The organism is Lachnobacterium bovis DSM 14045 (assembly GCF_900107245.1).
Classification (GTDB): Bacteria; Bacillota; Clostridia; order Lachnospirales; family Lachnospiraceae; genus Roseburia; species Roseburia bovis.
The window spans coordinates 1-16648 of record NZ_FNPG01000005.1; the positions used below are offsets into that span (position 1 = coordinate 1).

12 protein-coding genes, 1 other RNA gene and 1 pseudogene are annotated in these 16648 nt (G+C 29.8%); 1 reads left to right on the forward strand and 13 read right to left on the reverse strand.

All coding sequences use genetic code 11. The features are described 5' to 3' along the window. From BLV79_RS01200 to BLV79_RS01245, 10 genes and pseudogenes are all read right to left on the reverse strand, one after another. Positions 1 to 728: pseudogene (locus BLV79_RS01200) on the reverse strand (hypothetical protein); the annotation flags it as partial. Continuing rightward, positions 709 to 1902 carry a type VII secretion protein EssB/YukC gene (locus BLV79_RS01205; protein WP_074715367.1) on the reverse strand — a complete coding sequence of 398 codons (1194 nt, stop codon included), beginning with the start codon at positions 1900 to 1902 and terminating at the stop codon, positions 709 to 711. The pseudogene BLV79_RS01200 and the gene BLV79_RS01205, both read right to left, overlap by 20 nt. Positions 1903 to 1954: 52 nt before the next feature. Next, positions 1955 to 2194 (reverse strand): hypothetical protein, encoded by a 240-nt coding sequence (locus BLV79_RS01210; RefSeq protein ID WP_074715370.1) that lies wholly within the window; start codon positions 2192 to 2194, stop codon positions 1955 to 1957. A gap of 10 nt (positions 2195 to 2204) precedes the next feature. Continuing rightward, a complete protein-coding gene (locus BLV79_RS01215) occupies positions 2205 to 2642 on the reverse strand; it encodes a hypothetical protein (protein ID WP_074715373.1) in 438 nt (145 codons plus the stop codon). An 84-nt stretch (positions 2643 to 2726) separates the two neighbouring features. Beyond that, entirely contained in the window at positions 2727 to 3014 is a 288-nt protein-coding gene (locus BLV79_RS01220; RefSeq protein WP_074715376.1) for a WXG100 family type VII secretion target, read from the reverse strand. A 120-nt stretch (positions 3015 to 3134) separates the two neighbouring features. Further along, the gene (locus BLV79_RS01225) at positions 3135 to 5504 is read right to left on the reverse strand and encodes a YhgE/Pip domain-containing protein (RefSeq protein WP_074715379.1); all 2370 of its coding nucleotides are present in this window, start codon (positions 5502 to 5504) and stop codon (positions 3135 to 3137) included. Between the two features lie 598 nt (positions 5505 to 6102). Next, a complete protein-coding gene (locus BLV79_RS01230; protein ID WP_143470197.1) occupies positions 6103 to 6933 on the reverse strand; it encodes a hypothetical protein in 831 nt (276 codons plus the stop codon). Positions 6934 to 7097: 164 nt separating this feature from the next. After that, positions 7098 to 10985 carry an EAL domain-containing protein gene (locus BLV79_RS01235; protein WP_074715384.1) on the reverse strand — a complete coding sequence of 1296 codons (3888 nt, stop codon included), beginning with the start codon at positions 10983 to 10985 and terminating at the stop codon, positions 7098 to 7100. Between the two features lie 141 nt (positions 10986 to 11126). Continuing rightward, a non-coding RNA gene (ssrS, locus tag BLV79_RS01240) (6S RNA) lies at positions 11127 to 11312 on the reverse strand. A 153-nt stretch (positions 11313 to 11465) separates the two neighbouring features. After that, positions 11466 to 12248, reverse strand: coding sequence for an SDR family NAD(P)-dependent oxidoreductase (locus BLV79_RS01245; protein ID WP_074715387.1), 783 nt, complete (start codon positions 12246 to 12248; stop codon positions 11466 to 11468). A 247-nt stretch (positions 12249 to 12495) separates the two neighbouring features. Between BLV79_RS01245 and BLV79_RS01250 the strand changes: the two genes are divergently transcribed. After that, the gene (locus tag BLV79_RS01250) at positions 12496 to 13671 is read left to right on the forward strand and encodes a Y-family DNA polymerase (RefSeq protein ID WP_074715389.1); all 1176 of its coding nucleotides are present in this window, start codon (positions 12496 to 12498) and stop codon (positions 13669 to 13671) included. A gap of 56 nt (positions 13672 to 13727) precedes the next feature. Here BLV79_RS01250 and BLV79_RS01255 read toward each other — a convergent pair whose 3' ends face one another. The 3 genes from BLV79_RS01255 to BLV79_RS01265 all read right to left on the reverse strand — a co-directional run bounded on the left by BLV79_RS01255 (position 13728) and on the right by BLV79_RS01265 (position 16644). Continuing rightward, positions 13728 to 14147: a PTS mannitol transporter subunit IIA gene (locus tag BLV79_RS01255; RefSeq protein ID WP_074715392.1), complete on the reverse strand. Its 420-nt coding sequence runs from the start codon at positions 14145 to 14147 to the stop codon at positions 13728 to 13730. A gap of 92 nt (positions 14148 to 14239) precedes the next feature. After that, a complete protein-coding gene (locus BLV79_RS01260; RefSeq protein ID WP_074715395.1) occupies positions 14240 to 14836 on the reverse strand; it encodes a cytidylate kinase-like family protein in 597 nt (198 codons plus the stop codon). Positions 14837 to 14886: 50 nt separating this feature from the next. Beyond that, the gene (locus BLV79_RS01265) at positions 14887 to 16644 is read right to left on the reverse strand and encodes an ABC transporter ATP-binding protein (RefSeq protein WP_074715398.1); all 1758 of its coding nucleotides are present in this window, start codon (positions 16642 to 16644) and stop codon (positions 14887 to 14889) included. Positions 16645 to 16648: the final 4 nt, after the last annotated feature.

Here is a 16648-nt window from a genome sequence, read left to right on the forward strand (position 1 = left end):
TTTTTTCTCATTTTTAGAAGATAATCTATGTAAACTTTTTTTCTTCTTGTATTGTATTCTTTGGTCTTTTTCTTATCTTTGAAAAAACGTTTAACTGAAAAGATGAGTGTTATGATTGTCATTCCTATGGACATATACACATATGGACCTCTTTTTAGGAAAAATCCCATTGCAACTGTAAATGCAGCTGTCGAAAGAACTGGTACTATAAGCTCTGCAAGGCCATCTCGACCTAGTGTCTTTTTTGATTGTGGTTGTTTTATCTCTATTTTTTCATCTGGAACTCTATAAATGATTCTTGGTGATCTTTTATAGATTGGATATCCTTCAAATTTTTTATCTGGTTGACCGATTTGTTCCAAGAGGATTTTGGCTTGATATGTTTTTTTTATTTCTGGCACTCGATTATCATCAACTGTTGTTGGTGCTGTGGCTTGTTGCGAAACAACTAAATCGGTTGCAGTTGCTGATATTGTTTGTCCTTCTTCGAAGTTGCCTTCTACCTCAAGATAATCCTCGAAAAAAGTTATTTTATATCCAGCGATTTCAAATTCATCGCCTTGTTTTATCAATCGCTTGGCACCTGATTTTTCTTCTATTTGGTTACCTTGTATAAAATATTCTTTTTCACCTATTGGCAAAATTATTGATGCATATGGTGCATCTTCAATTCCTGATATATAAAATTCTCTTGGTCTTATATAGTATCTAACTTTCTTTGTTTCCATTGTTCTTTTGATATTTATCTCCAATCTTTTTTATGTTATCATCAAGCTCTTCAATTCTTTCTTGTTTTTTGGATCCAGATTTAACAGAATCCTGCTCTAATACATTCTTTTCTTTCATGTAAGCATATATTAAGAGTTTGTCATCAGACATCGATTTTGCTAAATCTTCTGACTTCTTACAGTCTAATCTTCCAAGATAAATCCAATATTCAAGCTCACGATTATCTGATTTTACGTCTATTCTCGATACTATTTTTTCTATCTCTTTTTTCTTTAAGTTTTCTGTTTTAGCATACGAAGTTGCTAAAATATATTTAGTTTTTTTATCCATTGATTTAACTGATAAAGGTTTTAAATCATCAATGCATTGTACATAATCTTCTTCAATATAGCTTTCCATTGCGCTAACAACTATCTGCGACTTTCTCAACTTAAAGAAGTTGGTCCATATAAATAAACCTGTTGAAACAATAAAAAGAACAAGCGAAGTTATTGCAACTGTAGTTATCACATAATGGAATCTTTTTGAAACTAAAACTTTTGTCTTTCTTTCCTTTTCTTCTATCCTGTGATATCTGTTTTTTAGCTCGTTCACTAATTCATTTACGGACTGACATTTAAAAAATCTCTCAAATGATTTTTCATCTTTTAGGATATTTACACCACTTTGCAAAATCTGCTCAATAGTGTAATTATTCCCTAATATTCCACCAATATAGCATTTATAAACGTTCACAAAACTCATGTTATTTTCTTGCAAATGTCTGAGTTCTTCGCTCGTATATAAATCTCTCATTTTTACTTTTGGAATAAAATTTTCATCATAGAAGATGTTGTTTGGATTCATGGAAAACTTATATTTTTTTAAATTTTCCTCTAAGACTTTTAAATTTACAAGAAATCTATATTTTTTCTCAGATTTTTCTTTCTTTAACTGAGTAACATTTTTTAAATTAGACATATCAAATGTGATTCTTACATCTTCACCATTTTCTTCATACTTTGCATTTATAAATGGCTCAGGTAATCTTTCTAGTTTTTTATAATCAAACTCTATCTTTGCATTTATATCTGATTTTTTTACGACTATACAACTTAATGGTTGGTTTGTCTGTACATTTAATACATTATTTATTTTTACGTTTCTGTTTTGTGTCGTCATTTGAGTATTCATTATCTCTTCCTTCGTTTCTTGTTTTCTTTATGAGTTTTTTATAGTATTAAGTCTAATCTTCCACTATGATTTTTGAACCACTATATATCTGTGCTTCATCGTAAGTCTTTTCAACAGGAATTAATCTTCCACCATCCCATAATCGAATCTTCTTACATCGATCAGCAAACTCTAGTCCCGCTAGGTTTTCGCTACACACTTTTAAAGTGGTTGATATTTTTTGTTTATTGTCTATTTGTATGTCATATCCAACTTTATTGGTTGGATTTGTTATCGTAATTATTATTTTCATTGAGTTAACCTCATTTTTTTATTTTCTTTTTTACTCGCATTGCCAAGTAGATTACAAGTAACGTTATAATCATACCTAGCGCTACATAAAATATTTCAATCCAAATATTGTCTTTTGATTTAGCTAAATCATTGTAGTCTTTTGTTATGATTGGGCTTGTTTTAGCATTCATAACATTTTTAAATGTTTTATCTATTTCATTACTACTTTTATTTTTCATAACATTTTTAAAAGCATTATTATTTTCTTTTTGAATTCGTTTTTTCTCTATACTTACCTGCTTTGAAAAATCCTCCGAAAAAACTGCATACCCATACATATCTTCTAGAGAACTAGCCTGTTTTTCATCTCGTTCTTTTATGACATCCGGGTCAAATGTCAATTGACTGTTTGCATTATTTTGTGTTTCTGTTGTTATTGAATTATTATTATGTATAGTTGTCTCCATTTTAATTCCTTTAACTTTTTTAACCTTTAGCAAGTTAGAAAAACTTACTTGCCAAAGGTTTGTTTTTGAAATATTTATTCGAACTTATTTCATCTGATTAGCCATTTCTGAATCGGCCTGAGCAAAGTTGTTACTAATCTGAGTCATCTGACTTGACATATCTTCGATTAATTTTCTAACTTCGTTTAATGTTTTCTTAGATTCATCAAACTCCTGTACGTATCTAGTACATGTTTCTGCTTCCCAAATATCTGGTAATGCATCAACTACTTTTGACATAACGTTAATACAGCTTTCAAAAGTATCTCCTTGCTCTCTTAATGTTTTTGCTGAACTTCCTAATGCTTCATAATCTAATTTTAATGATGCCATTGTAATTCTCCTTTCAAATCTCTGTCTGTTTTATGTTATTAATTAATTTTTTTATATAATAGTAACTAACCATAAAAGCTTTGGCTTTTGCTACTTCTTATATCTTTTTTAATGCTTGTGTTACTCCCAATCTTCATTCTCCTGTTGTGATCGATTTATTACCGTCATTGTCATTATTCCAATTGCTAGTAAAACTATTAGAATTATCAATAAATACCATGCTGCTTTTGGTGGTGTTGGAACTGTTTTATTTACTTTTGCTCCTACTTTTTTTTCTGTTATTCCACCTGCAGATGATAACCTACTAGCATCTATCTCATTGATATTTCCTTCTAAAGTTACTGGATTTGCCATATATTGATATACGTTTTCATTTTCAATCGAACCTAATCTTGTGTATGGCAATTTTGCAATAAAACCATTCATCAACTTCTGATTACATTGCGAATCCTGATTCTTTATTCGCTTTGTCTCAGCCAAACCGCTTTCTATCTGTTGTTTTGAATCTTCGTCTGCTTTGGATAAACTATCAAAAACAGTTTGTTGATTATTCATGCTTGTTTCATAAATCTTGCTTATATAATCTCCGTACGACTGATTTGATTCATTTAACAAATCTAGTAGTTTATTTTGTGTATTTTCCAATTTACTAATTGAGACTTTATCAAACATTGTCTGTGGGACAATCTGATTATCCTTTAGCGATTCACTAAATTTATTTATGGCTTCTTGTTGTTTTTGACTGACTACTTTATAATCTTTTTCTGTTTTTTGAGCTTTTCTAGCTAACGGATCAATTACTTCTTGTTCTATCTGACTTTGCAAAGTATTTATATCAAGTTTGAAGTAATTATTTGAGCTTTCTTTCAATTGACTTGTTATCGTTTTTACTTGATCTAAGCTGTTTTTCAAAACAGGATTTATTGTCTTATCCTTCTTTGTTTGATCATCAGGACTCTCTACTTTTGCCTGTTCCCTTGCAAAATTACTTAAATCACTTAACGTTGAACCAGAATATCCTATAGTCGCATTTGACCAAAGCATATCTGTTCCTTGTTTTCTTAATGATAAAATAAAATCATATGAATTCTTATAATCTGTACCTGACAAACTTTCTTTGAAAGTATTATCTCCATCACAAACTGTTGCAAATTCTTTTAATTTATCATCTCCCAAATAACCTATTAATTTTTCCATCAATGCCTGTGTTACAGCTACATTTTGCTTTTTCTTTGCATCCTGAGTGATTTCAACATTGAATTTCGGAATGTTATTATTTGGTTTTGATAGCTCGTTTGCATTATATGTAATTGAAACCAACTGCTTATATGTCGTTGCATCGCTTACATCAGATTGACTTGATACCAAACTTGGTACGCTTGCAGCACTTAATTTTCCACCTTCTGATTGACGTATTATGTTCTGCTCTAAACTATCAACCTGACTGCTTAACTGGTCAACTTTTGTCTGCAAATCTTTTCTATCTTCTTCTGATTGTTTTAGTAATTCAAGTAATCTTTTATTAAGATTACTTTTTGCCTCTGCTGTCAAATCACCATCGTTATTGTCGCCACTTTGTGGAATTCCTGGTATTGGAAGGACATCCTGATTATCGCCTTGAGAAGTTGGGATATTTTCAACTTCTTTTGATAATTCTTTTAGTGTAGTTTCTAAAACATTTTTTTGTAATTGAACATTTTCTAATTTTTGTTGTGCATCTGATATTATTTTTTGATAATTGTCGTTAATATCTTTCAATGTATTATTATTTTCTGTTGTACACTGACTGACATCTAACTGTTTAGGGGTACCCTCAACCTGTTTCATTTCAGGTATCTGTACCATAGTCACCAAATCATTTGATGAAATCTTATTAATAGCTTCTAAATCTTTACTGTCATTATCTAATACTGTCTTTGCTGAATCCTGTGCATCATGGAATTCTGACAATGTACTTTCTAAATACATATAGCTTAAGTTGTTATTGACCGAATTACCGAAATTTACTATATTATAAAGCGCTCTTAATTGCTTTTTACTATTTAATTTCTTGCTGATTTTATAATCTAGTTCTGACGCTACAGGTTTTTGATTTAATGTTATTACATTACTTGAAAACTTTGCGGGTATTATGATATAGGCTCCGACTGAGCCATTAGAAACGCCTTTTTGTGCCTCGTTTAATGATGTATAGTAAAAATCTGATGTTGGAAATTCAGAAATTTTTTGTGAATAATATACTGTCTTTCCATTCAGTTTTACTCCTTCATCAAGATTCACAACGGCAATAGATGAATTATCTGTTGTCTTACGTTTTCCGTCATTTTTTCTGCTCGCTCCATTAGAAGTGATTTTAGTTGAACTTTTTATGTTTGTATTCTGTGCGAAAATCGATCCTTTTGATTTTCCCAACTCATAACCTATGAATCCGGCTGCTACAACAAAAAACAACAGCATTACTGTGTATATAGCATACGTCTTCTTCTTCACTTTCTTCTCCTCATCTCGCATAAACTTTTATGCTTTTTTATTTTGTTAGTTAATTATTTATGTTTAAATTGCTTAATTCCTAAACCTTCAGAAAACAATCACACAATATCTTTATTACGTACAATTTACATAATGCAAATAATATCATCACTAACAAACCGTTAAGAAAATGTTATATAGAATACTCAACAAAAACTAACTAGCTATTCAATTATCAATCATTCTTTCAGAAAACTCACACAATTCCATCCTTGGCGTGTTAAGAACATCCTTTTTGAAATATTCCGACAAAAACATAGTATCATTTAATATTGCAGAACGCAAGTGTATTTTTTTTTTTTTTTTTTTTTAAACACCATACTCAGAGCTAATATCTGAACATTTCTTTTTATAAAAAACGGTTCTTATTAAATGCCTTTGATTGTCCATTCTCAAATGGTATCACGGCTACAAACTAATCCTTATATGGCTAAAAGCAAAAGAAAAACCAGGAATGAAATTTTGATATAATTCTCATTCCTGGTCATTTTTTAATTCACCCCAACTCTTGACAAAAAGTCAAAAATAGCACGTTAGGCATAAACCTTGTGGCAAACTCTTACTTTCTAATAATTTCCCACTCTCTATCCTTTAAAACAACTTTCACAAGATAGTTTTCTTTGTTTTTTAATATGTCTTTCGCTACATATTTTGTACTGTCTGTGAAAAAAATCTCTGTTTCTCCTCCAACAGCAACATCAAAAACTAAAATATCATGCATAAATGTTTCAATTGCAATATCAGCATCATTCATAAAAACATCTGTTGAATATAACATTTCTAATCTACTTGCATATTCTTCGTTTTCTTGCTCTTTTACAAAAGAAAAAACTGTTCTAACCTTTTCAAAATCTGTAGGCAATAAACCATTTGACGAATAAACATTACATTTTACAATATCATCAAGTAAAATTTGTTCTAGTTCAAAATGTAATTTATTAGCCTTTCTTTGAATAGAATCTGAATTTGACATTCTCATCAAAATTCTTGTTGTCTTCATTGCAGCATTATACCTTCTAATAAAAGCATAATATAATGCCATTGCGAAGACTCCTACATTTGCGTATTCTTCATTTTCATATGTCAAACCAAACTCTCGATAAAAGATGCTTACTCTATCTGTAAACTCCATTGATAAAATAATAACATCTTCTTCATTTAGTAAACTATTGATGTAACAAAATTCAAGTCGCTTTCTAATACCTACCAAACCGTTGCAAAAATCTTCTTTTGAACACTCATCTAGCTCTTTTTTTAGATTAGATTCTTCATGCAACATTGGTACAACTCGTACAGTAGAATCAAATTCTTTTAGTAATTTGATTAGAATTTTGTCCTGTCTTTCTGTCAATTTCATGCTTTCTTTTTCCATTTTCATCTTTTGTAACATAAGTGGCATCCTTTCTCAGCTCTTAGCTTGTCCGTATTTACCCCGTAAATTAAATAATATGCTCTCCCAACATGGATATGACTTCCCCAAATCACATCCTATTCATACCCAAAACATTTAATCGGATGAAACAAAATAAAACTTAACCCCTTTTTATTATTTTTTTATCTTCGCCTATCATTAGTAGATTTTTTATAGTACTCTGTTTTATTCTTATACATAAAAGCATCTGCTAATTTCATAACACTATTAAATTTTTTTGTTCCATCATCCCAAGTAAAGCCAAGTGCAACTGTAAATTTCTTAGTTTCACTTAATAATTTGCGTAAATTGTTTATCTTCTTTTGAAAATCTTCTTCAGAAATATCTTCAACAATTATTACAAATTCATCTCCACCTGCTCGATAAATATTGTCTTTATTGAATACACTTCTTAATAGTTTCGCAACTTCAATCAGCATTTCATCTCCAGCTTGATGTCCATAGCAATCATTAATCTTTTTTAACCCATTAACATCAATAAAAATCACTCCAACTGAACATCTTTTATTATCGATTCTGGCAATTTCTTGATCCATAGAATATCTATTTCTAACATCTGTCATCAAGTCATTCTTTCCAAGATAATCAAGGTGATTAATTAATTCGTTTTTTCTCATCTCGGTAGATATAAAATACGATACCGTATCTAATAAATTATTGACATCAAATGTCTCTACATCATCATAATTCTCTACTCCAAGATATCCTATAATTGCTCCATTATCATTATATAGCGGAATCATAATTGCCTTGTGCATGCCATTACGAAGGAGCATCAAACGCACCATTTCTCCAAAAGCGTTTGTATTTATCTTTTTGTCTATGTCAATTACTATTCTATTGTTTTCAACTAAATATTCAGGCCATTGTTTTAAAATATTATAATTTAAATTATTATATATTCCTATATCATTATACTTTTCATCCTTAGTCCATAAAAAATTAAGAACTATATCTTCATCATTTAATTCTATTATATAGACTCTAGTAGGATTTAACGCCTTTCCAATTTCTTCTAGAATTAGATTTACTCTATATTTAAAGCTCGTTGTTCCTTGTAAAATCTTAGCACAATGAATAATAAAGTTATCTGTACTATATTTTCTATCAACTTCTTTCTTCTTTTTGTGTTCATTTGTTGTTTCTTTTATAGCAACAGCGCAATATCCATCCCTTGCGATTTTGTTTATTGCAATTTCAACCCATATATCATTGGTTTTGTCATATACTTCTTCTAGTATACTTTCGTTTAAGAATGCTGCTCTATAACAAACATTTTTCCATAATTTCTTATCGTCTCTTTCGATTTCTAAAAAAGAATTATCTATTAATTTTTCACTAGTTATTCCAACTTTATTACAATATCTGCTATTAGCATATTTAAAAATCAAATCCGTAACTTTATCACCTTCTGATATCTCAACTTTTAACACAACAAATGGAAATGTAAAGTTTTCAAACAACATATTAAATTCTTGTATTCCAAATAGAGATTCCCCTCTATCATAAATATCACGCATACATGAAATAATAATTCTTTTTTGCTCTCTTTTTGCAATAATTATATTAAAAAGTTGCCATATATAAGTATTATTTGACTTAACCCTATATACTCCCCAAAGAAAATCATTCTTTTCTGCATGTATCCTCTTCTCAATTGTATCAACATTATACAAATCGCAGAAGCTTTCTCTATCATCAGGATAAATGTATTTTTCCGCAACGTATTTTATTATTCCTGTTGCTTCTCTTTTTGTAATCATTGGAGCAATTGCTTTACTATTTGTGAAAATAGTTTCAACTATATTATCATCTACATTTAAAATATCAACTCTATTGTATATAGTATATAATTCTCGTAAATAGCTATCCATTTCTCCAATTTTTGTACCATCATCTATATATTTTTGTCTATTAACAATCATTGTTTTGGCAGCGCAACATCTACCATATACAGCTATTACCTCTATCCATATATTGCAATAATTTCCACGAATAATCCAATCTGTCTTCTCTGCTTTTCCACTTAAAATTGAATTCTGAATCAACTCACTCATTCTTTTTTGTACAAGGAATTTATTTTCATTACAAAACTCTTCTAATTCTTGTACACTTTCAAATCCAATATAACGTATTTCTTTTTTAAATGAATCTGAAGCAAATAAAAATGAAATTACCTCTCCATTTTTTTCAAGAATTGCAGATGGTAAATCTATAAAGTTATCACATGTTGTTAAATTATTTTTTATATTTAAACGTCCAATGGTATCCTGATATACACACTCATTTTTATCTTCTAACTGCATCCCATTACTATCAATATGATGATATACCTCTTTTAAAGGAAGAGGCTTTCCAAAGAAGAAACCTTGTGCTTTTTCACATCCTATACTCTTTAAAAACTCATACTGTTCCATTGTTTCTACGCCTTCTGCAAAGGATTGGATTCCAATATCTTTTATGACATAAATCAATGATTGTATCATTATTTTCATCTTAATATCATTAAACTGTTTCAAAAAAGACATATCCAATTTAGCAACATCAAATTTAAAATTTGTGAGAACATTGAGTGCAGAGTATCCACTGCCAAAATCATCCACCCAAACGTTGTAACCGGCTTTTTTAAACTTCAAAATCTGCAATTTAAGATATTCCAAATCATCATTTAATGCACTTTCTGTAATCTCTATATCAATCATATTGGTTGGAACATTGTACTCTTTACGAATCTCTTCTATACGTTTAAAAATCTGGCACAGTTGAAAATCTAATCTTGAAAGATTTATCGAAACAGGAACACATACTCGATTATATTTCTTCTTACTATTATAGTCTTGACATACTTTTTTTATAATATATAAGTCAAGTTTATGAATCAGATGGAACTTTTCAAGTACTTCAATAAATACGCCTGGCGAAATCATTCCATACTCTTCATCTTGCCAACGTGCCAAAGCCTCAAATGCGCAAACCTTTCCTGACATAACACGAATTATAGGCTGATAATACACTTTTATTGAGCCATTTTGTATTGCTTCTTCAAAATTATCTATAATATACTGTTGTTGTCTTACATGTTGTTCTAAGTTTTCATCATAGAAATTATAAAATTCATCAAATCTACCTTTAATTTTACTGCATGCAATCCTAGCCCTATCACAAACTATAGAGCCATTTTCTACAACATCAAAAATTTGATAAACTCCAGCTTTTATCTCCAAAGGTCTACTTTCATTAAAATCATCTACTTTTCTATGAATTCTTTCAATTTGAGATACAATTTCATCACTTTGGCAACAAACTGCAAAATGATCATCAGAAAAACGAGAAATTATCCCATCTTGAAATTCTTTTCTAAGAATATTTGCTACAAAACAAAGTAATTCATCTCCACGATCATAGCCGTAATTTTCATTATAATTCTTAAAACTCTCGACATCAAAATAAACAACATACATTCCATCACTAACTTTTTCCAAATCCAAGGAATTATCTTCTACTAAATCAAAAAATTTATGCATCTTAACTAAGCCTGTCAAAGAATCATAATCATCTTTTACATACAGGTCCTCGCTTTGTTCGTCTTGATTCGTTTTAATTGAAAATTCATCTTCTCTTTCAATTAATAAAACATAAAAAAAAGGGTCTCCATCTGCCATAGTAACCAAATGGCCAAAGTCCTCAATATATTTAACTTTCCCTGATTTAGTAATTATCCTATATTTTACATAATCATACTCTAATTTTTTTTCATTTAATTGTTTCCAAATGGTATATTCTGTTTCTGTATAATCATCCGGATAAACCATACCTTCAAATGTACCATTCGTTAGCTTAATAAAGTCTTCATAATCATCGCATTCAAAAATGCTTATCACACCTTGATCTGCGTAGACTATCTCTCCTTGTTCATTAGCTTTATACACAAAAAAGCCACCAGGCGCTTTATTTCCACTACTTTTTTTTCTTGGATTATTATTGGAATTTCTGTTTGAATTGATGTCCATATTATTCACCATATTCCTTTTATATTCTTAAAAAAATCAAAATTCACAAACATACTTCACAACTTTTATATCGGAAAAACTTCATTTTTATTTCATTATAATTTATATTTAAACATTACGAACTCACAAATTTCAAAAAAAAAGGAACCCAAAATGCCGGTTCCCGCAATTTAGACTCCTAGCCAATGCTAGGTGGGTTACCGCAACTTATCTTCTGCCTTCCACTGTCTAAATCGGAGGCTTGACATCTAATAAGCGATTTAGGTGTCCCGTTTAAAGTAAATGTAGGTTCTAAATATACAGGATTATCGTACATCCCAGGTGTTCCTTAATATGTCTATATTATACAAGATTATTTTTTATTTTTCAATACTGTTTTTGCCTATTTGCGCATTACTTTTTTAGTGATTTTTGCTGAATTATTAGTGTTTTCTCGCATTAATAAAATCATGTTTTAATTATCGAAAAATTTATATTTTTCTAGCCCATTTTCTTTCTTTGTTGTCTACCAACCATTCTAATTAAGACTTCTATAGGCAAAAATTTTGAAAAGAAAATTGCAAGTTTCATTTGAATTGTTGGAACAATTAACACTTTTTTCTTTTTCATTTTGGCAAGTGTATATTTAACGCAATGCTTTGCACTAATTCCTTTTAATGCAAAACTAACGTTAGCAACATCATTAAATTCAGTATTAACTGGTCCTGGACATAAACAACCAACATATACAGGTGCATTAACCTTCTTTAGCTCTTCGGCAATTGCTAAAGTAAGACTTGCCGCATAGGATTTAGTTGCATAATAAGCACTCATATATGGTCCGGCTGGAAAAAGTCCTGCTGAAGAGGCTACATTCAACAAATAGCCATGTTTTTGCTTTAACATTTTTCTTATAATCATTTTTGTAAAAATATGCATTGCTTTTACATTAACTTCTATCATTTCTATTTCTTTTTGTAAATTATTATTTATAAATGCTCCGCTTGATCCAAATCCAGCATTATTAATAAAAACAGAGATGTCCATTTGTTTGATTATATCTAAAACATTCAAGATATCACTTGATTTAGTAATATCAGCCTGAATTATTATTGCTTCTGTTTTTACATTTTTTTTAATTTCTTCTAATCTATCTAATCTTCTCGCAATTAGTACTAAATTGTACCCCTCTTTTGCTAATTCGTATGCAAATTCTCTACCTATTCCAGAACTTGCACCTGTAATAACTGCTATTTTCTTCTTTTTACTAAAACTATTTGCCATATAAACTAGTCTCCTTTCAAATCTAAACCGAATTCATATTACTTTTCTACCAATTTACTCTTTTTCTAAGTTAGATTTCTTCTAAAGTAACTTTTTCTAATAAATTAACTTTTCTTCTAAATAATCGGTTGTATAACACTAAAAATTAGCCACGGTATATAGTTTATCACATTTATTCTATAGTTGCACCATTTATCGTTCTACAGTATAATAGAACAAATGTATTGATTAAGTGAAAGGATTTATTATGAATTATAAAATTGATTTTTCAGAATCTCCATTAATTTTTCATATCGATGTTAATTCTGCTTTTCTTTCATGGACAGCGGTTGATCTCCTTAAAAAAAACAAAAATAATATCGACCTTAGAACAATTCCTTCCGCTATAGGCGGCGATGTTAACAGTCGTCATGGTATTATTTCAGCGAGATCGATTCCTGCAAAAAAATATAATATTCAATCTGGTGAAGCTGTTGTCAATGCAATGCAAAAATGTCCTTCACTTGTTGTTGTTCCAACTAATTTCAAACTATATAGACATTATTCTAAACTTTTTATTGACACGCTTCTTTTATATACTCCAAATGTGCAACAAGCTTCTATAGATGAGGCTTATTGTGATTTTAGTGATTTATACGAGACTTATAAAGATTTAAAATACAAGTCTTATACATTTCCATTATCTTTAGCTCATGAAATAAAAGACTCTATTTTTTCTAAATATGGATTTACTGTAAATGTTGGGATTTCAACAAACAAGCTTTTAGCTAAGATGGCTTCAGATTTTACAAAACCAAATCGTGTTCATACACTATTCAAAGACGAGATTCCTACTAAGATGTGGCCGCTTCCAATAAACGAGCTACATGGATGTGGTAAATCAACTTCTATGAAACTTACTTCTTTAGGTATCAAAACAATAGGAGATGCCGCTCAAACAGATTTAAACATACTATGTTCTGTATTAGGTGACAAACATGGTAAATATATTTATTATAGTTCAAATGGCATAAATACATCCACTGTTTCTTCTAAGAAAAGAATAGCTAAAAGCTATTCAAGTGAACGAACTATGCCATCTAATTTAACTGCAGACAACTATGATTCAGATATTACAGCAATAATCGATATTTTATCTACTAATATAAGTAAGAGAATGATTAAAGATAATGCTTTTGCAAGCACAATTGGAATCACTCTTAAAACTAACAATTTTAAAACACACACGACTCAAACTTCCCTAGTATCATCTACTAACGATTGCAATACTATTAAATCTATCGCACTATCATTAATTACAAATGAATTACTAGGTGAAAATGGGATCTTCATGAATGGTGAATCAATACGACTAGTTGGAATATTTGCTTCAAACCTTGACAATGGCGAATATCGTCAATTATCATTGTTCGATAAGTTTTAAACATTTGTTTTTTAGTTTAATAATAATTTAGATTATATGCTTGTTATATTTTATAATTACTTATTAAAATTTAACACTATCTCATCCTCACTCATAGTTAGCAACTTATTGATTTTTTCATTGTCCGAAGCAATTTTTGCAATTTTTGCCAAAATATCCATATGTGTTATTCTATCTGCTGCTATTGCCAATACAATTTTGACGGTATTGCCTTGATCCCATTCTATCTCATTATTTATCACTGCAAGAGCTACTCCATTTTCATAAATTCCTTCTAATGATTCGCTCATAATTCCATGTGGAAGTGCTATTCCATTTTTTAAATATGTTGACATTTCTTGCTCTCGTTTTATCATTGATTCAACATAGTCCTTTGTGATATTTCCCTGCTCATATAGTTTATTTCCTAAAAATCGAATTACCTCTTCTTTATTTTTTAAATCTAAGTCTAAAAAAATCATTTCTTTTTTTAGCATTTATGTTCCTCCGATAAATATAATTTTTTATATTATATCATACTATATTGGCAGTGATTAAAAAATTACGAAAAAAATCTATCATTTTTCAACTATATCTTAATTACATCAGACAAAATATCAACACATTTCTCTATTCCTAAAATAGAACTATTTAATATTAAGCCATAATTATTAATATCATCTATCTTTTTTCCTGTAGTTGTATTATAAAAATTAGCTCTTCGTCTATCTATTTTTTTCATTATCTTATCAACTTCCGTTGGAGAAATATGATATTTTTCTATAGCTCTAAATTTGTTAAAACTTTTGCTACCATGAATGTAAACATTGAGCACATCATCACGATCCTTTAAAGCATGACCTGCACAATGACCTATAAAAACTGCTGGACCCTCATCTGCTAATTCTCGTATGATATCATTTTCTATCGTATGAAGCTTGATATGGTCAGGCACCTCATTTTTACCGTTTACCGCACTATCAATCATACTTAATGTATAATTTATACTATCTAGATTCTTTTCTTCTAGTATCAAAACTTGCTCAACTGTTTTTCTCATGCGTTTTGCGGCTAATTCAAGAATTTCCCCACCATAGCATCTAATACCTGTTTTTTCCATCAAACGTTTACCTATTTCCGTAGCACCACTGCCATATTCTCGTTCGATTGTTATATAATTAATCAAAAATATTCCCCCCTCATTATTGAGTTTTTGTTATTTTTTATACAATCTGCTTATGCAATATCAAATTGACTATTATATAAATCGGCATAAAATCCACCTTTTTCAAGTAATTGTTTATGATTACCGCTTTCAATTATATCACCGTTATTCAATACCAAAATTGTATCAGCATTTTTTATAGTCGAAAGTCTATGCGCAATTACAAAACACGTCCTGCCTTCAGATAATTTATCCATGGCCCTTTGAATTATTAATTCTGTTCTTGTATCAACTGAACTTGTTGCTTCGTCTAAAATCAACATAGGAGCATTCATAACATACGCTCTAGCAATTGTGATAAGTTGTTTTTGTCCGGCTGACAAAGTTGTTTTATCATTTAAAACTGTATCATATAACTCCGGCAATGCTTTTACATATTTATCAAGTCCAACTGCTTTACTAGCATTAATTACATCTTCATCACTTACTGAAGACATATTGTATCTTATGTTATCTTTAATAGTTCCTTCAAATAACCATGTGTCCTGTAAAACCATACCAAACAATTCATGAACCTGTTCTCGCCTTAAATCTTTTATATCAACACCATCAATTCTAATTGTTCCTTGATTTATCTCATAAAATCTCATCAATAAATTAACTAATGTACTTTTTCCTGCACCTGTTGGTCCCACAATTGCAACCTTTTCGCCCGGTTTAACATTAAGATTAAAATCATTAATAATTGTTTTTTCAGAGGTATATCCAAAAGAAACATGTTCAAATTCTATATGTCCTTTAAAATCTTTAATCTCAACATTTTTACAACTCTCATCTTCTAATTCCTCTTCAGCCAAAAATTCAAATACTCTACCACTTGCTGCCGCTGTTGCCTGCAAAGATGTAATTGCTTGCGCCATTTGTGCTAAAGGTTGTGTAAATAATCGAATATACATCATAAAAGCTACAATTGTACCAATTTCGGTCATATCTTTTTCAACTAGAATTGCACCCGTAACACATACAGCTACATATCCTAAGTTACCAATAAATGTCATGAGTGGCATCATTAATCCTGATAAGAACTGACTTTTCCACGCAGAAGAATATAATCTATTATTAATTTCATGAAAGTTTTCTATTTCTTTATGTACATCGTTATATGCAGCTATAACATTATGACCCGTATATGTTTCTTCAATCAATCCATTTAAACGTCCTAATTCCTCCTGCTGCAACGCAAAATATTTCTGAGATTTTTTAGTAATTAACATCATGATAAGGAATCCAAATATCGTAGCCAAAACACCCGCTACAGTCATTATCCAATTAGTTTTTGTCATCATTATCAAACTTCCAAAAAACATTGTAATTCCGGATATCAACGTTCCAATACTTTGATTAAGAGACTGTCCGATTGTATCAACATCATTTGTAACTCTCGATAACGTGTTTCCCACTGTAGTCTGATCAAAATACTTCAATGGAATTTTATTTATTTTAAATGAAATATCTTTTCTCATTTTATTGGTAATTCTTTGTGTACATGATGCCATAATAACACCCTGCGATGTATTAAATAAAAAGCCTAAAATGTACAACGTTACTAACACTGTAATTATTTTTAATATTCCATCAACATCCATTACATTAGTAATTATTCCTTCAGAGATTTTATTTGTTATTTCTTTTAATTTATCTGGTCCGATTATGTTAAAAGCTGTTCCAAAAATTGACAACATAAACGCAAAAATCATCGGAAAATAATATTTTCTACAATAATGTATCAATTTTTTTATTGATTCACTGAATTTATATTCTTCCATCATTTCA

Coding starts and splice junctions, on each gene's coding strand:
- BLV79_RS01215 (WP_074715373.1), bottom strand. CDS start 2,642: ATGGAGACAACTATACATAATAATAATTCAATAACAACAGAAACACAA.
- BLV79_RS01230 (WP_143470197.1), bottom strand. CDS start 6,933: ATGTTACAAAAGATGAAAATGGAAAAAGAAAGCATGAAATTGACAGAA.
- BLV79_RS01205 (WP_074715367.1), bottom strand. CDS start 1,902: ATGAATACTCAAATGACGACACAAAACAGAAACGTAAAAATAAATAAT.
- BLV79_RS01265 (WP_074715398.1), bottom strand. CDS start 16,644: ATGATGGAAGAATATAAATTCAGTGAATCAATAAAAAAATTGATACAT.
- BLV79_RS01235 (WP_074715384.1), bottom strand. CDS start 10,985: ATGGACATCAATTCAAACAGAAATTCCAATAATAATCCAAGAAAAAAA.
- BLV79_RS01210 (WP_074715370.1), bottom strand. CDS start 2,194: ATGAAAATAATAATTACGATAACAAATCCAACCAATAAAGTTGGATAT.
- BLV79_RS01245 (WP_074715387.1), bottom strand. CDS start 12,248: ATGGCAAATAGTTTTAGTAAAAAGAAGAAAATAGCAGTTATTACAGGT.
- BLV79_RS01220 (WP_074715376.1), bottom strand. CDS start 3,014: ATGGCATCATTAAAATTAGATTATGAAGCATTAGGAAGTTCAGCAAAA.
- BLV79_RS01255 (WP_074715392.1), bottom strand. CDS start 14,147: ATGCTAAAAAAAGAAATGATTTTTTTAGACTTAGATTTAAAAAATAAA.
- BLV79_RS01250 (WP_074715389.1), top strand. CDS start 12,496: ATGAATTATAAAATTGATTTTTCAGAATCTCCATTAATTTTTCATATC.